General features: G+C 55.4%; 18 protein-coding genes. 17 read left to right on the top strand and 1 reads right to left on the bottom strand.

Translation table 11 applies throughout. The features are described from left to right. Nucleotides 1–23: 23 nt before the first annotated feature. The 9 genes from DKB62_RS01670 to fumC all read left to right on the top strand — a co-directional run bounded on the left by DKB62_RS01670 (nt 24) and on the right by fumC (nt 8,936). Complete coding sequence (locus DKB62_RS01670) at nt 24–809, top strand: dihydroorotate dehydrogenase electron transfer subunit (RefSeq protein ID WP_420845693.1); 786 nt, start codon at nt 24–26, stop codon at nt 807–809. Next, nucleotides 809–1,723, top strand: a complete 915-nt coding sequence (locus tag DKB62_RS01665; protein WP_095630063.1) for a dihydroorotate dehydrogenase — start codon at nt 809–811, stop codon at nt 1,721–1,723. Before DKB62_RS01670 ends, DKB62_RS01665 begins: the two co-directional genes overlap by 1 nt. 198 nt (nt 1,724–1,921) lie before the next feature. Further along, nucleotides 1,922–2,416, top strand: a complete 495-nt coding sequence (purE, locus tag DKB62_RS01660) for a 5-(carboxyamino)imidazole ribonucleotide mutase (protein WP_198643478.1) — start codon at nt 1,922–1,924, stop codon at nt 2,414–2,416. Nucleotides 2,417–2,452: 36 nt separating this feature from the next. After that, nucleotides 2,453–3,880, top strand: coding sequence for an amidophosphoribosyltransferase (gene purF, locus DKB62_RS01655; protein ID WP_087477050.1), 1,428 nt, complete (start codon nt 2,453–2,455; stop codon nt 3,878–3,880). Beyond that, nucleotides 3,861–4,925 (top strand): phosphoribosylformylglycinamidine cyclo-ligase, encoded by a 1,065-nt coding sequence (gene purM / locus DKB62_RS01650; protein WP_107195932.1) that lies wholly within the window; start codon nt 3,861–3,863, stop codon nt 4,923–4,925. Before purF ends, purM begins: the two co-directional genes overlap by 20 nt. Then, entirely contained in the window at nt 4,918–5,532 is a 615-nt protein-coding gene (gene purN / locus DKB62_RS01645) for a phosphoribosylglycinamide formyltransferase (RefSeq protein WP_087477048.1), read from the top strand. The genes purM and purN overlap by 8 nt, the downstream gene beginning before the upstream one ends. A 12-nt stretch (nt 5,533–5,544) precedes the next feature. Further along, complete coding sequence (locus DKB62_RS01640) at nt 5,545–6,150, top strand: IMP cyclohydrolase (RefSeq protein ID WP_087477047.1); 606 nt, start codon at nt 5,545–5,547, stop codon at nt 6,148–6,150. Continuing rightward, entirely contained in the window at nt 6,150–7,421 is a 1,272-nt protein-coding gene (gene purD / locus DKB62_RS01635; protein ID WP_087477046.1) for a phosphoribosylamine--glycine ligase, read from the top strand. The genes DKB62_RS01640 and purD overlap by 1 nt, the downstream gene beginning before the upstream one ends. 126 nt (nt 7,422–7,547) lie before the next feature. Next, nucleotides 7,548–8,936 carry a class II fumarate hydratase gene (fumC, locus tag DKB62_RS01630; RefSeq protein WP_107195933.1) on the top strand — a complete coding sequence of 463 codons (1,389 nt, stop codon included), beginning with the start codon at nt 7,548–7,550 and terminating at the stop codon, nt 8,934–8,936. Nucleotides 8,937–9,025: 89 nt separating this feature from the next. Here fumC and DKB62_RS01625 read toward each other — a convergent pair whose 3' ends face one another. Further along, nucleotides 9,026–10,537 (bottom strand): dihydrolipoyl dehydrogenase family protein, encoded by a 1,512-nt coding sequence (locus DKB62_RS01625; RefSeq protein WP_107195934.1) that lies wholly within the window; start codon nt 10,535–10,537, stop codon nt 9,026–9,028. A gap of 267 nt (nt 10,538–10,804) precedes the next feature. Here DKB62_RS01625 and topA point away from each other — a divergent pair, with 267 nt between their 5' ends. From topA to DKB62_RS01585, 8 genes are all read left to right on the top strand, one after another. Next, nucleotides 10,805–13,078 carry a type I DNA topoisomerase gene (topA, locus tag DKB62_RS01620; protein ID WP_095630070.1) on the top strand — a complete coding sequence of 758 codons (2,274 nt, stop codon included), beginning with the start codon at nt 10,805–10,807 and terminating at the stop codon, nt 13,076–13,078. Continuing rightward, nucleotides 13,068–14,390, top strand: coding sequence for a methylenetetrahydrofolate--tRNA-(uracil(54)-C(5))-methyltransferase (FADH(2)-oxidizing) TrmFO (gene trmFO, locus DKB62_RS01615; protein WP_107195935.1), 1,323 nt, complete (start codon nt 13,068–13,070; stop codon nt 14,388–14,390). The genes topA and trmFO overlap by 11 nt, the downstream gene beginning before the upstream one ends. Nucleotides 14,391–14,394: 4 nt before the next feature. Next, nucleotides 14,395–14,934 (top strand): ATP-dependent protease subunit HslV, encoded by a 540-nt coding sequence (gene hslV, locus DKB62_RS01610; RefSeq protein WP_198643487.1) that lies wholly within the window; start codon nt 14,395–14,397, stop codon nt 14,932–14,934. Nucleotides 14,935–14,956: 22 nt separating this feature from the next. Next, complete coding sequence (gene hslU / locus DKB62_RS01605; RefSeq protein ID WP_107195936.1) at nt 14,957–16,360, top strand: ATP-dependent protease ATPase subunit HslU; 1,404 nt, start codon at nt 14,957–14,959, stop codon at nt 16,358–16,360. Nucleotides 16,361–16,371: 11 nt separating this feature from the next. Next, on the top strand, nt 16,372–17,595 hold the full coding sequence (locus DKB62_RS01600) for a class I SAM-dependent rRNA methyltransferase (protein WP_157949682.1): 1,224 nt from the start codon (nt 16,372–16,374) through the stop codon (nt 17,593–17,595). 61 nt (nt 17,596–17,656) lie between these two features. Continuing rightward, nucleotides 17,657–19,159 (top strand): threonine synthase, encoded by a 1,503-nt coding sequence (gene thrC, locus DKB62_RS01595; RefSeq protein ID WP_107195938.1) that lies wholly within the window; start codon nt 17,657–17,659, stop codon nt 19,157–19,159. A 31-nt stretch (nt 19,160–19,190) separates the two neighbouring features. Further along, nucleotides 19,191–20,078 (top strand): DMT family transporter, encoded by an 888-nt coding sequence (locus tag DKB62_RS01590; protein ID WP_107195939.1) that lies wholly within the window; start codon nt 19,191–19,193, stop codon nt 20,076–20,078. Between the two features lie 3 nt (nt 20,079–20,081). Next, nucleotides 20,082–20,810, top strand: a complete 729-nt coding sequence (locus tag DKB62_RS01585) for a TVP38/TMEM64 family protein (protein ID WP_107195940.1) — start codon at nt 20,082–20,084, stop codon at nt 20,808–20,810. The last annotated feature ends 272 nt before the right edge of the window (nt 20,811–21,082 follow it).

Below are 21,082 nucleotides of genomic sequence, written 5' to 3'. Positions count from 1 at the left end.
TCTATGATACAATACTAATAACTATGATAGTGGAAGGATGGGGACAAGTGAAAAAGTTTTTGGAAAACGCGGAAATTTTGCAGAATGAAGCGATTATTCCCGACGTTTGGAAAATGGTATTTCATGCGCCGAAGATTGCTGCCGAAGCAAAGCCCGGCCAGTTCGTCAATATGCAGAAGCAGGGAGGTAAGACGTTCCTGCGCCGTCCCTTCGGCATCGTCGACGCCGATACGGAGACGGGAGCCGTTACGATCATTTACCGCCTCGTAGGCACGGGGACACAGGAAATGACAGCCATGAAAGCCGGCGAGGTCATCAGCGCCGAAGGCCCTTTGGGCGAAGGCGTGTTCACGACGGCGCCGGGCAAAGCGCTCCTCGTCGGCGGCGGCGTCGGTTTAGCTCCGCTTATTTTCCTGGCCAAGAAGCTGGATAAGCCCGTCGTGCTCGTAGCTGGAAAGAAGGCGGCAGAAACGTTCTGGACGAAGTTTTTTGAGCCCTATGCGGAAAAGATTTACGTGACGACCGACGACGGCTCGCTGGGCATCAAGGGATTTGCCGTCCACGCTTTGCCGGCGATTTTTGCTGAAAATCCAATCGACCGCGTGTCGGTGTGCGGCCCGACGGTCATGATGCAGACCATTGCCGAAGCGTCCGACGCGGCCGGCGTTGCCTGCGAGGTTTCCATGGAAAAACGGATGGCCTGCGGCATTGGCGTATGTCTCGGCTGTACCTTTGAAAGCAAGCTGAGCGGCAAGCGCTATAAGGTCTGCGCCGACGGCCCTGTATTCCCGGCGAAGGAGGTTTTCTGATGAACAAGGAACGCATAGCTGTGAACTTTGCCGGCATTTCTATGAAAACGCCGGTCATGGGGGCGTCGGGAACCTTCGGCTTCGGCCTGGAATACGCCGACTTCCTCGACATTGACAACATCGGCGCTATTATATCCAAGGGCATTACGCCTTTGCCGCGGCCGGGCAATCCGGGCGTGCGCGTCGCCGAAACGCCGGCAGGCATGCTGAACTGCATCGGCCTGGAAAATCCCGGCGTAGACGCTTTTAAGCGGGATATCCTGCCGGAAGTAAGCCGTCACAGTACGCCGCTCATCGTCAATATCTCGGCCGGTACGGCGGAAGAATACGGCGAATTGGCTGCAAAGCTCGACGTAGACGGCGTCGCCGCCCTAGAAGTCAACATTTCCTGCCCGAACGTCAAAGAGGGGGGCATCGTCTTCGGCACCGACCCGAAGGCCGCCGCGTCGGTAGCCCGCAGCGTCAAGGACCACACGAGCAAGCCGGTCATCATGAAGCTGTCGCCGAACGTGACGGATATTACCGTCATGGCTAAAGCCGTGGAAGACGCCGGAGCCGACGCCGTATCGCTCATTAATACGCTGACAGGTATGGCTATCGACATCTATACGCAGAAGCCTCTGTTAGGAAATATTACGGGCGGCTTATCCGGTCCGGCCGTAAAGCCCGTGGCCCTGCGCATGGTATGGCAGGTTGCCAACGCCGTGAAGATTCCCGTTCTGGGCTTAGGCGGCATCGCGTCGTGGCAGGACGCCGTCGAGTTTATGCTGGCCGGCGCCAGCGCCGTTGCCGTAGGGGCATATAACTTCGTCAATCCCTGCGCCGTAGAAGAAATTGCCGAAGGCATGGACGCCTACTGCGAAAAGATGGGAATTTCCCATATCAGCGAGATTATCGGCAAGATAAACGATTGACACGTATAGGCGTTTTTGGTAAAATCTAGGTGTATTTTGATAAGTTATGATTCAATAAGGAGATGCGCTATGGACATTGCTTTATGGACTGATAGTGAAGCGGTTTGTAAACGGGCAATGCAGCAGTGCGTCTAAGTGAATAAACCCAAAGGTGATTGCCTCACTTTTGGGTTTTACTTATTCTAAGGAGGGATTTTTTTGAAGGTCGGCATTATTATGGGAAGCGATTCAGATTTTCCGATCATGAAAAAAGCGGTTGATGTGTTGAAAGAATTTGGCGTAGAGTACGAAGTATTATTGGCTTCGGCCCACCGGACGCCGGCTGCCGTGCGGGACTTCGCCTCCGGCGCGGAAGAACGGGGCATCAGCGTCATCATCGCCGGCGCCGGCATGGCGGCTCATCTGCCCGGCGTCGTCGCCAGCTTTACGACGCTGCCGGTTATCGGCGTGCCTTTGGAAAGCGGCAGCCTGAAGGGCATGGACGCCCTGCTGGCTATCGTGCAGATGCCGTCGGGCATGCCTGTAGCGACGATGGCCGTAAACGGCGCGAAAAACGCGGCCCTGCTGGCTCTGCAGATCGGCGCGGTCAGCGACCCGGCGTTGGCTGCAAAATACAAAGCCTACCGCGAAGACATGGCGAACCAGGTCATGGAAAAGAACAAAAAGATTCAAGAAGCCGTACAGGCGTTGTAATCCAAAATTTCAGCATTTAGCAAACAGGAGGTTTTCATGTTTTACGATCCGATTTGGGATAAGCAGCATGAAGAATGCGGCGTATTAGGTATTTTTGACAAAACTCTGGATATTCCCCGCTACATTTACTGGGGGCTGTTCGCCCTGCAGCACCGCGGACAGGAAAGCGGCGGCATGGCCTTGACCGACGGCGTAGATATTCACACCTACCGCGGCATGGGCCTTATCAGCTCGGTATTTGAAAAAGGTGTTCCCGACGAAGAAGGCGGCCCCATCGGCATCGGCCACGTCCGCTATTCGACGACGGGCTCCAATAATCCCCGCAATATCCAGCCGTTGGCCGTGTATACGCCTATGGGACAGCTGGCCCTGGCTCACAACGGCAACCTGACCAATACGCGCGCCCTGAGGGAAGAACTGGATAAAAACGGCGCCATCTTCCAGACGACCATGGACAGCGAAATCATCGTCAACCTGATCAGCCGCAGCCAGAAGGAAACGATGGAAGAACGCATCATGGAAAGCATGAACCGTCTCGGCGGAGCCTATTCCCTCGTGCTGATGACCAAGGATAAATTGTACGGCGCCCGCGATCCCTACGGCTTCCGTCCGCTGTGCATCGGCCGGACCGACGGCGGCGGCTGGGTATTGGCGTCGGAAACGTGCGCTCTCGACGCTATCGGCGCGACCTTCGTCCGCGACGTACAGCCCGGCGAATTCGTGGAAATTACGGAACAAGGCGTAAAATCGAGAATCTTTGCAACAGTAGACCGCAAACAAATCTGTTCCTTTGAATATATTTATTTTGCCCGTCCGGACAGCACTATTGACGGACAGGACGTATACCAGGCCCGTCTGAATATGGGCAAGGAAATGTGGAATGAAACGCAGTACGACGCTGATCTGGTCATTTCCGTGCCGGACAGCGGCAACACGGCGGCTATCGGCTATTCCCAGGCTTCGGGCATTCCGTTCCGCCACGGCCTCATCAAAAACCGTTACATGGGCCGTACCTTCATCAAACCGAATCAGAAGCAGCGCGAACTGGCTGTGCGCATGAAGCTGAACGTCGTCAAATCCGTCGTAAAGGGCAAGCGCATCGTCATGGTCGACGACTCCATTGTCCGCGGCACGACGAGCGGCATTATCTGCAAGCTCCTGCGCGAAGCCGGAGCGAAGGAAGTCTACATGTGCGTGTCGGCGCCGCCGATTAAATATCCCTGCTTCTACGGCATCGACACGTCGGTCCGCAAGGAACTCATCGCGTCGACTCTCAACGTAGAACAGATACAGAAATACATCGGCGTAGACAAGCTGCATTTCATTTCCATCGAAGGCCTGAGCCGTGCTATTTCGAATATTCCGCGGGAAGATATGTGTCTGGCCTGCTTCAACAACGACTACCCGACGGCCATTCCCACGGCGAATGAGGAAGGAGAAAAATATGCTCTCGAACACAAATAAAGGATTAACCTATGCAGACGCCGGCGTAGATATCGATGCCGGCAACAAAGCAGTAGAACTCATGAAGGATTCGGTCAAAGCGACGTACCGCCCGGAAGTCCTCGGCGATCTCGGCGGCTTCGGCGGCCTCTTTTCTCTCATGAACAGCGAGATAAAAAATCCGATTTTAGTAAGCGGTACCGACGGCGTAGGCACGAAGCTGCGCCTAGCTATCATGATGGACAAGCATGATACGGTTGGCCAGGACTGCGTAGCCATGTCCATTAATGATATTCTCGTCCAAGGGGCAGAGCCGCTGTTCTTCCTGGACTACATCGCCGTAGGAAAGCTGGATCCCGTACAGGTAGCGACGATCGTAAAAGGCGTCGCCAATGCCTGCAAGGAATCGGGCTGCGCCCTTCTCGGCGGCGAAACGGCTGAAATGGCCGGCTTCTACGCGAAAGACGACTATGACTTGGCCGGCTTCGGCGTCGGCATCGTCGACCGTGAAAAAGTCATTACGGGCGAAACGATCAAAGCCGGAGACGTCCTCATCGGCCTTCCGTCGACAGGCGTCCATTCCAACGGCTTTTCACTGGTCCGCAAGATCGTCTTTGAACGGATGAACATGAAGCTCGACCAATACGTCGACGAATTGGGCATGACCATCGGCGAATGTCTGCTCACGCCGACGCGCCTCTATCCAAGACCGTGCCTGCCCATTATCCGCAATTTCGACGTCAAGGGCATGGTACACATTACAGGCGGCGGCTTCTATGAAAATATTCCCCGCGTGCTGCCGAAGGGCGTAGGCGTGGAAATCGACGTGACGTCGTGGCCGCAGCTGCCGATTTTCGGCCTTCTCCAGAAATGGGGCAACGTAGACAAGCGCGAAATGTACCGCACCTTTAACATGGGCATCGGCATGATCATGATCGTCGACGCAAAAGACGCCGACGCCGTCATGGCTAACCTGGCTGAACGGGACGAAAAGGCCTATGTCATCGGCAAGGTCGTCGATTCGGATGTGCCGGTCACGCTGCAGGGAGGCGCGTTCAATGACTAAGAAGCGCATGGTCATCTTTGCTTCGGGCCGCGGCTCCAATGCCGTCGCCCTGCATGACGCCGTGGAAGCCGGCGCTATTAATGCCGAAGTCAAGGCGCTGGTCTGCGATATTCCCGGCGCGCCTGTCATGGACCGGGCCAGGGAATGGGGTGTGCCGGTTATCCTGGCAGACCGCAAGCAGTTTGGCTCCAAGGCGGAGTTTGAACAGTTTATCCTCGACCAGATTGCGCCGTATCAGGCCGACGTCATCTGCCTGGCCGGGTTTATGCGGCTTCTCAGCGGCGATTTCATTTCCCGCTACGAACATAAAATCATCAATATCCATCCGGCATTGCTGCCGTCCTTCCGCGGCCTGCACGCCCAGCGCCAGGCTTTGGAAGCGGGCGTAAAAATTGCCGGCTGCACCGTTCACTTCGTTGTTCCCGATATGGACGCCGGCCCGATTATTCTGCAGTCGTCTGTCCCCGTTATGGACGACGACACGGAAGATACGCTGGCGGCCCGTATCTTGACGAAGGAACATCCTACATTTATCAAAGCCGTTTCTCTGTTCTGCGACGACAAGCTCCGCATTGAAGGCGGCGTCGTCAAAGGCACGCAAGCATAAGGAGGAATTATCATGAAGGTTAAACGCGCGCTCATCAGCGTATCCGATAAAACGGGCGTCGTCGAATTAGGCAAGGCTCTGGCCGATATGGGCGTTGAAATCATTTCTACAGGCGGCACGATGCGGGCTCTGAAAGAAGCCGGCGTACCGGTCATGGCCGTACAGGACGTTACGGGCTTCCCGGAAATGATGGACGGCCGCGTCAAGACGCTGAATCCGAAAATCCACGGCGCTATCTTGGCCGTCCGCGACAATCCGGAACATGTCCAGGCCATGAAAGACCACGACATTACGCCGATCGATCTGGTTGTCGTCAACTTGTACCCCTTCCAGCAGACTATTGCCAAACCGGACGTCACGCTGGCCGAAGCCATTGAAAACATCGATATCGGCGGCCCCTGCATGGTCCGGGCGTCGGCTAAGAACAATAAGTACGTAGCTATCGTTACGAATCCGGCTAAATACGGCGAAATCATCGACATCCTCCGCAAAGACGGCGAATTCAGCGACGAATACCGTTTGGAACTGGCGCAGGAAGCGTTCCATCATACGGCCGTATACGACACGGCCATTGCCGAATACCTGGCCGGCCAGGTTGCGAAAGGAGCTGCGAAATAATGAAAGTAGCAGTGATCGGCAGCGGCGGCCGCGAACACGCCCTGGCCTGGAAGCTGGCGCAGAGCAAAACCGTTGAAAAATTATACGCTATCCCCGGTAGCGCCGCTATGGCGGAAATTGCCGAATGCATCGACATCCCCGTATCGGATTTGGAAAAAATCGCCGTATACTGCTGCGGCGAAGGAATCGACATGCTCGTCGTCGGCCCGGAAGTTCCTTTGACGGAAGGCTTGGCAGATATTTGTCAGGCTAAGGGGCTGGCTGTATTCGGCCCGAACAAGGCTGCCGCGCAGATGGAAGGCTCTAAGGCCTTTGCTAAGGACATCATGAAAAAATACCATGTTCCGACGGCGGCGTACGCAACCTTTACCGATGGGGAAGCGGCAAAGAAATATATTCATGAACAGGGCGCTCCCATCGTCGTCAAGGCCGACGGCTTAGCTGCCGGCAAGGGCGTCGTCGTCGCCCAGACGGAAGAAGAAGCCGTAGAAGCGGTTAACGCCATGATGGAAGACCACATCTTCGGTGCGTCAGGCGGCCGCATCGTCGTCGAAGAATGCATGGTCGGCGAAGAAGCGAGCCTGCTGGCTTTTGTCGACGGCAAGACTATCGTTCCCATGATTTCGGCTCAGGACCACAAGCGCATCTTCGACAACGACGAAGGCCCAAACACGGGCGGCATGGGCGCATACGCTCCGGCTCCGGTTATGACGCCTGAACTGGTGAAGGAAGTAGAAGAAAAAATCCTCCGCCCCGTCGTAGACGGATTGGCTCAGGAAGGCATCGTATATCAGGGCTGCTTATACGCCGGCCTCATGATTACGGCCGACGGCCCGAAGGTCGTCGAATTCAACTGCCGTTTCGGCGATCCTGAAACACAGGCTGTACTGCCTCTCCTTGACGGCGATTTGGCGGAAATCATGTACGCCTGCACGCAGGGGACGCTGACGAAAGATATGGTAGCCTGGAAAGACGCTTCGGCGTGCTGCGTTATCATGGCCTCGGCGGGATATCCGGCGTCTTCCCATAAAGGCGACGTCATTTCCGGCTTGGACGCCCTCGACGATACGGCCATGGTATTCCATTCCGGCACGGCTAAGAAGGACGGCCAGTACGTGACGAACGGCGGCCGCGTTCTCGGTGTGACGGCTGTAGCTCCGACCTTGAAGGAATCCATTGACGAAGCGTACCGTCACGTCGCGGCTATCCACTTCGACGGCCAGCAGGTCCGCAGCGACATCGGCGCGAAGGGCTTGAAGCATTTACAGTAAGAAACGTCTGCAGTCTGTTGAGACAGAGCGTAAGACGAAGCAAGGCTCCCTGCGGGGAGCCTTTTTCATAAAAACATATGATATGTATCATGCCCGTTTTTACGGGATAGACAGGAGGATACGAACATGGAATATCGCATAGAGAGAGACTCGATGGGAGAAGTGAAGGTGCCTGCCGATAAATTGTGGGGGGCCCAGACGCAGCGGAGCTTTGAAAATTTCCAAATCGGCACGGAAAAGATTCCAGCTGAATTGGTGACGGTATTTGCCTATTTAAAGAAAACGGCCGCCTTAGTCAATAAAGAGCTGGGTGCCGTAGACGGCGACAGGGCCGACGCCATTGCCTCTGCCTGCGACGACGTCCTGGCCGGCAAATTGGACGGCAATTTCCCCTTGGCCGTATGGATGACCGGCAGCGGCACGCAGTTCAACATGAACATGAACGAAGTCATCGCGCACCGGGCCATGCAGCTGTTGCAGGAACAGGGAGAAGACGTCAACGTTCATCCGAACGACCACGTCAACCATTCGCAGAGCTCCAACGATATATTCCCTACGTCGCTCCACGTAGCGTCGCTCCTGCTCATCAAGCGTCAGCTGTTCCCGGCCATGGACACGCTGTACCATGCGCTCCACGCCAAGGCGGAAGAATATGCCGGCATCGTTAAGATTGGCCGCACCCACCTGCAGGACGCTACACCCCTTACCTTGGGACAGGAGTTCAGCGGCTGGGCCCGCATGATCGAACGCAATAAGGAAATGCTGGAACGGGGAATTGATTTCCTTCGCGATCTGGCCATGGGCGGCACGGCTGTCGGCACGGGCATCAACTGCCCGGAAGGATACGACGTAAGGTTTGCCGAAACACTCAGCAAGCTGACGGGTGAAACGTTCCATACGGCGCCGAATAAATTCCACGCCCTGACCAGTAAGGACGAGCTCGTCGTCGTCCACGGCATGCTGAAGGCCTTGGCCTGCGATTTGATGAAAATCGCCAACGATGTGCGTTGGCTGGCATCTGGCCCCCGCTGCGGCATCGGCGAAATCACCATTCCGGAAAATGAACCGGGCAGCTCCATCATGCCGTCGAAGGTAAACCCGACGCAGTGCGAAGCTATGACCATGGTAGCCGTACAGGTCATGGGCAACGATGCGACCGTCGGCATTGCTGCCAGCCAGGGCAACTTTGAGCTCAACGTGTTCATGCCGGTAATCGCCTACAACATGGTGCAGTCTATCCGCATTCTGAGCGACGTCATGGATTCGTTCTGCAAGCATTGCGTCGTTGGCATTCAGCCGAATCTCAAAAAAATCGACTACAACCTGCATCAGTCGCTGATCCTCGTTACGGGCCTCGTACCCCTCGTAGGCTATGACAAGGCCTGCACGATCGCCAAGACTGCGGCGAAGGAAGGGCTGACGCTGCGTGAATCGGCCGTTGCCAGCGGCTGGGTTACAGGCGAGCAGTTCGACGCCGCCATGGATCCGGCGAAGTTAGCAGGAGTAAAAGCATAAATATTGTATATATAGATATATAGAAAAAAGCAGAAGCGCCATGCCTCTGCTTTTTCTATATGCTGTAATAAGAACCAATACAGGTATCGTCATTTCTTTTCGTAATAGTACCGCGTCCACATGGTGACTTCTGACAAGGCCGGATGAGGCGTCATCGTTTCGCTGAGGGTGTAGACTGGATTCGGGGCCAGATTCCTGGTCAACGGCAGGGCACGCAGCATTTGGGCCGTCGGCGAGGCGATGTCCTCGTGAATCGGCGCGATGGTATGGAAGCCGCAGGTCAGCTGATTGACGAAGGGCTGAATCAGGATAGATGCTTCATGGCCGATAATATGGGCTCCCAGGATATACTTTGTTTTCTTGTCGATCACCAGCTTGACGAATCCGTCGTCATCGTCGCCTGGTTCCAGCCCCATGGCATATCCTTTAGCCGAAGCTGAGTAATGGTTCACGGCGATTTCGACGTCGTAGCCTTTCTTGCGGGCGCTGGCTTCGCTGAGGCCGACGTGAGCCGCTTCGGGATAGGTGAAGGTGACGGCCGGGACGATGTCGTAATGAACCCAGCGCCACTGTTCGGGCGGCACGTCGGAGAAGAGATTGTGCGACAAGATTTCCGCTTCGTGGTTGGCCTTGTGGCGGAACGGCGCCTGGCCGTTTACGTCGCCGATGGCCCAGATGCCTTCGGCGCTGGTTTCGAGGAATTCGTTGGTCATGATGAAGCCGCGGTCGTCGGTGCGTACGTCTGTATGTTCCAAATGAAGCAGGTCCGTCATGGGGCGGATGCCCGGCGCAACGAGGATTTCATCGGCGTACAATTCCGTCGTCTCTCCCGTCGCTTTGTCTTGTACGGTCAGGCATTTTTTCCCGTCCTTGACCGAGGCGGAAAGGGTCGTCTGATTGAGGCGGACGGAAATCCCGTGGTTCGTAAGCTGTTTCAAAATAAAGGCGGAAATATCTTCGTCTTCCTTCGGCAGCAGGCGGACGTTGCGCTGAACGATGGTAACCTTCGTGCCGGCGGCGTTGAATACGTGGGCAAATTCGCAGCCGATAGGGCCGCCGCCGATGATGAGCAGGCTGTCGTAGGGCCGTTTCGGATATTTGCTGCCGAACAGCGTTTCCGATGTCAGGTAGCCCGTTTCTTCCAGGCCGGGCAGGTCGGGGATATTGGTACGGGCGCCGACGCCGATGAAAATCTTGTCGCCGCTGATGTCCTGGGCCGTACCGTCGTTCATGGCGATATGCAGGCTCTTTTTGCCCGTAAAGGACGCCGTGCCTTCGTAGACGTCGACGTTCGGGAAGGCGGCGTAATAGTCCTTGATCGCGCTGTTTTCGTTGATTTTATGCCACAGGCGGCGGGTGATGACGTCCCAGTCCATGCGCACGTTGTCGGCATAGACGCCGATGCGGCGCGCTTCCTCCATTTCCCGGACGACGTTGGCCGCCGTGACCATGATTTTCGTGGGGATGCAGCCGCGGTTCAGACAGGTGCCGCCGAAGCGGTCCCGTTCGACGACGGCAATGCGCAGGCCCTGCCGCTGGGCCGCGTCGGTAATAATATTGGCAGCGCCGGTGCCAATGACGATGACATCATAGTGGTTCATACGTATCGTCTCCTTTTGTATACGAATTTTGTATGCTTTTAGTATACGGTAATTTTAAAAAGTCCGCAAGGGATCCGCCCTTTAAATTTTGTCGCTGCCAGCCCTTTATGGGAATACGTATTGTCCTGCAGAATAGGTATATCCTAAGGTCAAACCTTGAAAGGCCCGTCGGAATAGTGTATTATTTTAAAATAGATTTGTTGCTAAGTGTTAGCTTGTACAGAAAATCCGGCTTAAATGCCGGCAGGGAAGTTAGGATGGAGATATATGCTGGAATTTCCGATTAAACGAACGATTATTATTGACGATACGAAGAAAAAGAAGCGGGGCCGCAAGAAGAAAGACGACGGCGAAAAGATGGTCATTAACGGAACCGTGAATCTGCCGGAAAAGAAGCCGCTGAAAAAAATGGACCCCTTGCCGAAAAACGCCAAAAATCTGGTTATCGTGGAATCGCCGGCCAAGGCCAAGACGATTGAACGCTTTTTAGGCAGCTCGTATAAGGTAATGGCCAGCCGCGGCCATCTCCGCGATTTACCGCGCAATCAGTTCGGCGTCAATATCGAAGACGGGTTTACGCCGTCGTATACGAACATGTGGGATAAGCGCAAGCTCATTGAAGAGCTGCAGGACGAGTTCATCCGTTCTAAAAAAGTATATCTGGCGACTGACCCGGACCGCGAAGGCGAAGCGATTTCCTGGCACTTAGCTCATTTGCTGGAAATCGACCCGAAGGACGCCTGCCGCGTCATGTTCCACGAAATTACGAAAAAGGCCGTACTGGCCGGCATGGAAGACCCTAAGCCCATCGATTTGAAGAAGGTCGACGCCCAGCAGGCCCGCCGCGTCCTGGACCGCATCGTAGGGTACAAGTTGAGCCCCCTGCTGTGGAAAAAGGTCTGTAAGGGGCTGAGCGCCGGCCGCGTGCAGTCCGTAGCCGTGCGGCTTATCTGTGAGCGCGAAGAAGAAATCAAGGCCTTTGTGCCGGAAGAATACTGGACTGTCGGCGGGACGTACAAGACCGAACAGGGCCTGGTCCTTACGACGGAGCTGGTGAAAATCGACGGTGAAAAGGCCAAGATCAGCGATGGAGACATGGCTCAGAAGATTGCCGCCGATTTGCAGTGGGAACAGCGCGGCGAAGAAGGCCGCGAACCGGACCGAATCGTCAAGGTCGAAAAGAGAAAGCGCAAGCGTCAGCCCCAGCCGCCCTTTACGACGTCGACGATGCAGCAGGAATGCGTCAGCAAGCTGAACTTCGGCGCTAAGAAGACGATGATGCTGGCCCAGCAGCTGTATGAAGGCCTGGATATCGGCGAACAGGGCCACGTGGGCCTGATTACGTACATGCGTACGGACTCGACGCGTATCAATGACGACATGGTCCAGGCGGCCCGCGATTTCATCATGTCGACGTACGGGAAGGAATACGTGCCGGAAAAGGCCCGCGTATACAAGACGAAGCAGTCCAGTCAGGATGCCCACGAGGCGATCCGCCCGACATCGCTGGAACTGACGCCGCACGTCGTCTCGCCGTTCCTGACGCGGGACCAGCTGCGGTTGTACACGCTCATTTGGAACCGTTTCCTCGCCAGCCAGATGGAAGCCGTAGAAACAGAGCACATGGCCATCAGCATCGCCAGCGGCATATACGAGCTGCGGGCAGCCGGATATAAAGTATTGTTTAAAGGCTTTACGGAGCTGTACGAAGATGCGAAAAAGGATAAGACCCTGTCGGAGCTGCCTCATATCGAAGAAGGCTCCGTCGTTCATAATCAGACCGTAGAACCGGCGCAGCATTTTACGCAGCCGCCGGCCCGCTATACCGAAGCCAGCCTTATCAAGACGCTGGAAGAAAAGGGCATCGGCCGGCCGAGCACGTACGCGCCGATTATGGATACGATTCAAAACCGCAACTATGTGGAAAAGAAGGATAAGCAGTTCATTCCGACGGAGCTGGGCGTCATCATCGTCGACTTGCTGAAAAAGTATTTCGAACGCATCATCAACGTCGGCTTTACGGCTCATATGGAGGAAGAGCTGGACGATATTGAACAGGGGAAGGACACGTATACGCACGTCCTGCAGGAATTTTACGACGTGTTTAAGCCGGAAATGGACGTGGCGGAGCAGCAAATGGAAAAGGTAGCCGTAGCCGGTCAGGATTCCGGTCAGGTCTGCGAACTCTGCGGCGCGCCTATGGTATATAAATTCGGGCGCTTCGGCAAATTCCTGGCCTGTTCCAATTTCCCCGAATGCCGCAACACGAAGGCTATCGTCGAGGATTTGGGCATTACCTGCCCCAAATGCGGCCAAGGGAGCCTGATCAAGCGCAAATCGAAGCGGGGCCGCGTGTTCTACGGCTGCAGCGAATATCCTAACTGCGATTTCGTCCTGTGGAACCAGCCTATCGATAAAAAATGTCCTGTCTGCGGCAGCATCATGGTCGTCAAGCATTATAAAAAAGGACCGGATAAAATCTTCTGCAGCAACGCAGAGTGTGAAAACCATAAGAAGGGTGAAGCCATCAATGAAGAATAGCGTACTTGTCATCGGAGCGGGACTTGCCGGCTCCGAAGCGGCATGGCAGCTGGTGAAGCGGGGGATTCCCGTCGAGTTCGCGGAAATGCGGCCCGTTAAATCGTCGCCGGCTCATCATACAGAATTATTTGCAGAATTGGTGTGCAGCAATTCGCTGCGCGCCGCCAACATAGAAAACGCCGTCGGGCTGCTGAAGGAGGAAATGCGCCGTCTCGGCTCTATCATCATGGAATCAGCCGATACGCACCGCGTGCCTGCCGGCGGAGCCTTAGCCGTAGACCGCGTGCCGTTCAGCCAGTTCGTAACGGACCGGCTGCGGAACCATCCTCTCATTACGGTACGAAATGAAGAAATTACGGAGCTGCCGGACGACCAGATCTGCATCGTCGCCACGGGGCCGCTGACCAGCGACGCCATGGCCGAAACGATACGGGCTATGACTGGCGCCGATTACTTCCATTTTCACGATGCTGCGGCTCCTATCGTCACCGTCGACTCGCTGGATATGAGCAAGGTCTATCGGGCGGCGCGGTACGGCAAGGGCGGGGCCGATTATCTGAACTGCCCCTTTACGAAGGAAGAATACGAAGCCTTCTGGCAGGCCCTGACGACGGCCGAATGCGCCGAGCTGCACGATTTCGAAAAGAACGACAACGTCTTCGAAGGCTGCATGCCCATTGAAATCATGGCCTCCCGCGGCGTCGACACGATGCGCTACGGCCCCATGAAGCCCGTCGGCCTGGAGCTGCCCGACACGGGCGAAATGCCTTACGCCGTCGTCCAGCTGCGGCAGGACAACGGCAGCGCGACGCTGTACAACATCGTCGGCTTCCAGACGCACCTCAAATTCGGCGAGCAGAAGCGGGTCTTTTCCATGATTCCCGGATTGGAGCAGGCAGAATTCGTCCGCTACGGCGTCATGCACCGCAACTCGTATATCAATTCGCCGGAACTTCTGGAACCGACGCTGCAGTACCGCCGCAATAAGAACATCTTTTTCGCCGGTCAGCTGACAGGCGTCGAAGGGTATCTGGAATCGGCTGCCATGGGCCTGCTGGCCGGCATCAACGCCGCCCGCATGCTGGAAGGGAAAGACTGCCTGACCTTTTCGCGCCGCACGGCTATCGGCGGCCTGAGCCAGTATATCTCCAGCGGCCCGAACGATAATTTCCAGCCCATGAATATCAACTTCGGCATTATGGAGCCGCTGGGCATCAAGAAGCGCATGAAAAAGAAGGAAAAGAACGCTATGCTGGCGCAGCGGGCTTTGGAAGAAATTGAAGTGATGAAGGAGAAGATAGAGAATGTCTGATATGATGTCTACAGAATTTCACGCGACGACTATCGTCGCCGTACAGCGCAACGGCAAGACGGCCATTGCCGGCGACGGCCAGGTGACGATGGGCAACGCCGTCATTATGAAGGGCACGGCCCAGAAGGTACGCCGCCTGTACCACGGCAAGATCATCAGCGGCTTTGCCGGATCTGTCGCCGACGCCTTTACCTTGTTTGACCATTTTGAAGAAAAACTGAACGAATACAACGGAAATCTCGTCCGCAGCGCCGTAGAACTGGCCAAGGACTGGCGTTCCGATAAAATACTGCACAAGCTGGAAGCGCTGCTCCTCGTAGCTGACAGCCAGCGCATCCTCCTGATTTCCGGCAACGGCGAAGTCATCGAGCCCGACGACGGCATTTCAGCCATCGGCTCCGGCGGCAACTACGCCTTGGCGTCGGCCCGGGCCCTGATGCAGAACACAGACCTGTCGGCCCGCGATATTGCGGAAAAATCGCTGCACATCGCCGCCGATATCTGCGTGTATACTAACCACAACGTCATCGTAGAAGAAATATAACAACTAAAGAAGAGGGAATGACATGAACGAAATCGAATTGACACCGAAGCAAATTGTCGCAGAACTAGATAAATACATCGTAGGCCAGAAAGAAGCGAAGAAATCCGTAGCTATCGCCCTGCGCAACCGCTGGCGCCGCAAGCGGCTGAACGAAGAAATGCAGGATGAAATTATTCCGAAAAATATCCTGCTCATCGGCCCGACAGGCGTCGGCAAGACGGAAATTGCCCGCCGCCTGGCCCGGCTTGTCGGCGCTCCTTTCATCAAGGTCGAAGCGACGAAATATACGGAAGTCGGATACGTAGGCCGCGACGTCGAACAGATCATCCGCGACCTCGTAGCCAATGCCATCCGCATGGTCCAGGAGCAGGAAAGCCTGCGCTATGAAGCCAAGGCCGAAGAAGAAGCCAATAAGCGCATCCTGCAGGTTTTCTGGCCGAAGAAGACGGCTATTAAGGAAAAGGTAGCCAATCCGATGGATATCTTCTTCTCCAGCGAAGAGGAAACGGAAGAAGCAGACCAGCCGAAGCAGCTCGAAGAACCGAAGTCGGACCGCCGGCAGAAGATGTACGAAGACATTTGCGCCCATAAGATGGACGACCGGGAAATCGAAGTAGAGGTCCGCGAACAGGAACGGGCGATACAGGGCATCTTGACGGGCAATTCGACGGAAGAGCTGACCAGCAACTTCCAGGAAATGCTGGGCAGCATCATGCCGAAAAAGAAGAAGAAAAAGAAGATGACCGTAGCGAAAGCCCGGGAAATCTTCAAGGATGAAGAGCTGGAAAAATGCCTCGACATGGACGTCATCGTCGACAAGGCCATCGAAGCGACGGAACAGGCCGGCATCGTCTTTATCGACGAATTCGATAAGATTGCCGAAAAGAACCGCGGCGGCGGACCGGACGTATCCCGTGAAGGGGTACAGCGCGATATCCTGCCTATCGTCGAAGGGGCGACGGTCAATACGAAGTATGGCCCGGTAAAGACGGACCACATCTTGTTTATCGCCGCCGGAGCTTTTCACGTATCGAAGCCCAGCGACCTCATCCCGGAACTGCAGGGCCGCTTTCCTATCCGCGTAGAGCTTCAGTCCCTGACGGTCGACGATTTCCGTAAGATCCTGACCGAGCCGAACCAATCCCTCGTCAAGCAGTATACGTCCCTGTTGTCGACAGACGGCGTAGAGCTGGAATTCACTGACGACGGCATCGACGCCATTGCCGAATACGCCCACCGCGTCAACTTGGAAACGGAAAATATCGGCGCCCGCCGCCTCCATACGATGCTGGAAAAAATCCTGGAGGACGTCGCCTTTGAAGCGCCGGATGTGGACGAGCACCACATCGTCGTCAACAGCGATTTCGTTGCCGGCAAGCTGAACGACGTCGTCCAGAACGTCGACCTGAGCCATTATATTTTATAAAGGAGATTCTAGTGAGACCGTACGCTAAACTATATATAACCCGAAAAGGGGAAATGGCTGCCCGCAGCGGCCATCCCTGGGTCTACGGCGAGGAAGTCACCCGCGTAGACGGCGTGTATGCGACGGGCGATATCGTCGATGTCTACAGCCAGAAGGACCGGTATTTGGGAACGGGCTTTGCCAACGACATATCGAAAATCCGCGTCCGCATCGTATCGGATAACGCCAACGACCGCTTCGACGATGCCTTTTGGCAGCGCCGCGTCAAGTATGCCCTCCAGTACCGCTATACTGTCATGGGGGCAACGGACTTTTCATGCTGCCGCCTGATTTTCGGCGACGCCGACCAAATGCCGGGCTTGACCGTCGACCGGTACAACGATATATTGGTGGCGCAGACCTTATGCTACGGCATGGATCAGGTCAAGCCGGTGATCTTCAAGGCCCTCGTCGACGAGCTGGCCGCCATGGGCGTATCCGTCCGCGGCATTTACGAGCGCAACGACGTCAAGGTGCGGGAGCTCGACGGCATGACCCAGTATAAGGGCTGGTATGAAGCCGACTTTCTGCCGCAGCCGGGCAGTCCCGTGACGACGATCAACGAGAACGGCGTCTTGTATGACGTAGACGTAGAAAACGGCCAGAAGACGGGGTTCTTCCTCGACCAGAAGTACAATCGCCTGGCCGTGGCTAAAATCGCCGCCGGCCGCCATGTATTAGACTGCTTTACCCATACGGGGGCCTTCGCCCTCAACGCCGCGAAGGGCGGGGCCGCGTCCGTTACGGCTGTCGACGTATCGGAAGAAGCCGTCGCCATGACCAATGAAAACATCCGCCGCAACGGGCTGGAACAGATTGTGAGGGCCAAGCAGGCCAACGTATTCGACTTGCTTACGGAATTAGCCGAGCAGAAATGCCGCGATTACGATTTCATCATCCTTGACCCGCCGGCCTTTACGAAATCGGGCCATACGGTGCACAACGCCATACGGGGATATAAGGAAATCAATCTGAAAGCCATGAAGCTCCTGCCGCGGGGCGGATACCTCGCCACGTGCTCGTGCTCCCACTTCATGCGCGACGACTTGTTCCGCCGCATGCTCCGTGACGCGGCGAAGGATGCCGGCGTCCATCTGCGGCAGATTGAAGGCCGCCAGCAGTCGCCGGACCATCCGATTTTGTGGAACGTGCCGGAGACGGATTATCTCAAATTTTATTTGTTCCAGGTCGTATAAGCCTGCTTCATGATATACTGGCTGATACCAGCTTTGCTTAGATAAAAGGGGGAAGATATACATGAAATTCAGAAGTACACGCTCCAATACCTGCGTAGCTCCGTCCTACGCCTTGCTTCACGGCCTTGCGCCGGACGGCGGCCTGTACGTGCCGGAAACCTTTCCGGAACAGGTGCTGCAGTACAAGGACTTAGCGGGAAAATCGTATCAGGAAATCGCCTCCGTCGTCTTGTCGTATTTCTTCACGAATTTTACGGACGAAGAACGCGACGCCATGATCGCCTCGGCCTATAATGAACACACCTTCCGGGACGAACGCATCGTGCCCCTTCATTCCATCGATACAGATGTCAGCATTTCCGAGCTGTTCCACGGCCGCACGTTGGCCTTCAAAGACCTTGCCCTGTCTTTGTTCCCGTACTTGCTGACGGCGGCGAAGGCCCAGGAAAGGGAAGACCGGGATATCCTGATTCTGACGGCGACAAGCGGCGATACAGGGAAAGCGGCTCTGGAAGGCTTCAAGGACGTGGCGGGGACGAATATCATGGTTTTCTATCCCAGCGAGGGCGTCAGCCCTATGCAGAAGCAGCAGATGCAGAAGCAGGAAGGGAATAACGTCAACGTGTCGGCGATTTACGGCAACTTCGACGACGCCCAGAGCTTCTTGAAGCGGGTTTTCGTCGACCCCGACGTCAACGCCTACGCCGACGAAAAGGGCGTGCTGTTTTCCAGCGCCAATTCTATCAACATCGGCCGCCTCTTCCCGCAGGTCGCCTATTACGTCTCGACGTACGTATCCCTCGTCGACAACGGCGCGATTTCCGAAGGGGAAATCTTTGACGTCGTCGTGCCGACAGGCAACTTCGGCAATATCCTGGCCGGATATTTTGCCAAGAAGATGGGCGTTCCCATCGGCAAGCTGATTTGCGCTTCCAATAAGAATAAGGTCCTGGCCGATTTCTTTGAAACGGGCGTGTACGATATGAACCGCCAGTTCTTTACGACAGACAGCCCGTCCATGGATATTCTCCTGTCCAGTAACTTTGAACGGTTCCTGTTTTATGTCGCCGGGCAGGATGCGGAAAAGGTTGCGCAGTGGGAAAAGGACTTGTCTGAAACGGGAAAAATGGCCGTATCGGCAGAAGAATTGGCCCAGCTCCGCCGGGAATTTGAAGGCGGCTGGATCGACGACGGCGAAACGGAAGCCGTCATCAACCACGTGTACAACGATTACGGATATCTTTTGGACCCCCATACGGCCGTAGCCTACGGCGTATACATGAACCGCCGCAGACAGGGGCTGTGCGAAGGCCGCCATACCGTCGTCATGGCGACGGCACATCCCTATAAGTTCCCGCCGGTCATCTGCCAGGCGCTGGCCTTGCCTAAGCACGACGATGCCTTCGACGAGCTTCTTGAAATCGCCGACGTAACGGGCATGGCCCTGCCTAAGCCGCTGGCAGAACTGCGGAATAAGCCCGTCCGCTTCGGCAGCTCCATTGAGAAAGAAGATATGAAACAGGCCGTCCTCGCCTTCGTCGACGCGATTCACGGCCGGGCGTGAGCCTTGATAGGGAAGAGGTAAAGGAAGTCGTATGAGTAAAGGCGTCATTTACATGATATTGTCGTCGCTGGCGTTTAGCTTGCAAAATGTCATCGTTAAAGAATTGTCGTATACGATGAGTACAGGAGAAATATCGTTTTTCCGCGGCTTTTTGAGCGCCTTGCTCATTTTGGCGCTCATGAAGGCCCAGCACATCCATTTTTCCAAGTACGACCGTCCGACGCTGTGGTTTCGCGGCGTCGTCGGCGGCGCGGGCATGATTTGCATTTTCTATGCCCTGCGGGGCATGCCTCTGGCTGACGTGTCGATTTTATCCCAGCTGTCGGCGTTTTTCGTCATGATATTTGCGGCCATATTCTTAAAGGAAGTCATGCCGAAGGGGGCGGGACTGCCCTTAGTCGTCATCGTCGTCGGCGCCTGCCTGGTCGTACGGCCGTGGAATTTCTCATCGTTCAACGTGTATTCCCTGTTCGTGCTGGCCCAGGCCCTGTTTGCTGCCATGGCCTATACGACGATCAGCAAACTGACCGGTTCCGGCCGCCATCATCAGTACGAAATCGTCTTTTATTTTCTCTTTTGCGCAGCCGTGGCCGGCGCGATTCTCATGGGCTTCGATTTCCAGATGCCGAACGGCAAGGAATGGCTGTTGTACGCCGCCTTAGGCGTTATTACCGTCGTTGCCCAGATCTGGATGACCGATGCCTACGCTTACGGAAACCCTGTCGTCGTCAGCTTCGTCGCGTACATTGCCGTCGTGTTCAACGCCCTCTGGGGCTTCGTCTTCTTTGATGAAATGCTGACGGCTATGACGATTATGGGCGGTATCTGCATTGTCGGAGGTTCCATGTATTTGACGAAATTAAAGCACGACCGGATTCGGAATCGTACCATTGTGACCGTACGGGAACGTAAAGGATAAGCCATGAAACACGCTGCTACTTTGTCGGAAACACATATAAAAATTATATTCTTTGCCTTGCTGATCGGCGTATTAGGCGGCATTCACCTGCTGATACCCGATTTTTACCGCACTGTATGGGACTTGTCCGTCAGCGGCAATTTAGACGGGACGATTGAATACCTGCGCTCCTTCGGCGTGTGGGCCGTCGTCGTCAGCATGATCATCGACATCGTCATCAATATCGTCGGATTTCTCCCGTCTATCTTTATTTCGGCGGCTAACGGCGTCTTATTCGGCATCGCCGCCGGGACGGTCATTTCCTGGCTGGCCGAGACGATCGGCGTCGTCATCAGCTTCTTTTTCATGCGGACGCTGTTTCGCCATAAAGCTAAGGAGCTCATTGAAAAGAGCCGTATGCTCAGCAAGCTGGACGAATACAGCACGCTGAAATCCATGGCCGTCGCCAGAGCTCTGCCGTACTCGCCGAACGGGCTGATTACGGCCCTGGGGGCGCTGAGCAGCATCAGCTACCGCGATTATATACTGGGCACGCTGATCGGCAAGCTGCCTTCCGTTGCCGTGGAAGTCGTCGTCGGGCACGACGTCGTAATGCTGGAAGACAACGCCGGCCGCCTGACGGTCCTGATCGTCATCGTCGTCATCGTATACGGCGGCCTGTGGTATTGGAACCGCCGTCAAAAGGCCAAGAAAGTATTAGAACAATTGAAGAGAAATATGGAGAAAAAATAGTCCATTCCCAGTGAACCGCTCCCTGTCTGTCAGCAGGGGGCGGTTTGTTACGTTAGGAACAAAGAGTATGCCTGTCGCATTGCATATTTGTCGTATAAAATAATATGCAGCACAAAAATAATTTATAAAACGAAATATTCCCGTATAGTCAAAAAATTTCTTGCCTTTCCACAGCATGCCATCTCCGTAGTCAAGGAGCATGCAGGGCAGCATATATAGAGATATTTTTTTGCAGTAAGGCGCAGTACACAGTGCTGTTCCGGCAGATAGGA

The sequence above is a fragment of the Megasphaera stantonii genome (assembly GCF_003367905.1).
GTDB lineage: Bacteria > Bacillota > Negativicutes > Veillonellales > Megasphaeraceae > Megasphaera > Megasphaera stantonii.
The sequence above is the reverse complement of the archived record's forward strand: the minus strand, read 5'-3'. Positions and strand labels throughout refer to the sequence as shown.

Bases quoted from the DNA above. Each gene is read 5' to 3' on its own strand.
- DKB62_RS01585 (WP_107195940.1), top strand. From the start codon at position 20,082: ATGAAACACGCTGCTACTTTGTCGGAAACACATATAAAAATTATATTC.
- thrC (WP_107195938.1), top strand. From the start codon at position 17,657: ATGAAATTCAGAAGTACACGCTCCAATACCTGCGTAGCTCCGTCCTAC.
- DKB62_RS01665 (WP_095630063.1), top strand. From the start codon at position 809: ATGAACAAGGAACGCATAGCTGTGAACTTTGCCGGCATTTCTATGAAA.
- purN (WP_087477048.1), top strand. From the start codon at position 4,918: ATGACTAAGAAGCGCATGGTCATCTTTGCTTCGGGCCGCGGCTCCAAT.
- DKB62_RS01640 (WP_087477047.1), top strand. From the start codon at position 5,545: ATGAAGGTTAAACGCGCGCTCATCAGCGTATCCGATAAAACGGGCGTC.
- DKB62_RS01670 (WP_420845693.1), top strand. From the start codon at position 24: ATGATAGTGGAAGGATGGGGACAAGTGAAAAAGTTTTTGGAAAACGCG.
- trmFO (WP_107195935.1), top strand. From the start codon at position 13,068: ATGAAGAATAGCGTACTTGTCATCGGAGCGGGACTTGCCGGCTCCGAA.
- purM (WP_107195932.1), top strand. From the start codon at position 3,861: ATGCTCTCGAACACAAATAAAGGATTAACCTATGCAGACGCCGGCGTA.
- topA (WP_095630070.1), top strand. From the start codon at position 10,805: ATGCTGGAATTTCCGATTAAACGAACGATTATTATTGACGATACGAAG.
- DKB62_RS01625 (WP_107195934.1), bottom strand. From the start codon at position 10,537: ATGAACCACTATGATGTCATCGTCATTGGCACCGGCGCTGCCAATATT.
- hslV (WP_198643487.1), top strand. From the start codon at position 14,395: ATGTCTACAGAATTTCACGCGACGACTATCGTCGCCGTACAGCGCAAC.
- hslU (WP_107195936.1), top strand. From the start codon at position 14,957: ATGAACGAAATCGAATTGACACCGAAGCAAATTGTCGCAGAACTAGAT.
- fumC (WP_107195933.1), top strand. From the start codon at position 7,548: ATGGAATATCGCATAGAGAGAGACTCGATGGGAGAAGTGAAGGTGCCT.
- purF (WP_087477050.1), top strand. From the start codon at position 2,453: ATGTTTTACGATCCGATTTGGGATAAGCAGCATGAAGAATGCGGCGTA.
- DKB62_RS01590 (WP_107195939.1), top strand. From the start codon at position 19,191: ATGAGTAAAGGCGTCATTTACATGATATTGTCGTCGCTGGCGTTTAGC.
- purD (WP_087477046.1), top strand. From the start codon at position 6,150: ATGAAAGTAGCAGTGATCGGCAGCGGCGGCCGCGAACACGCCCTGGCC.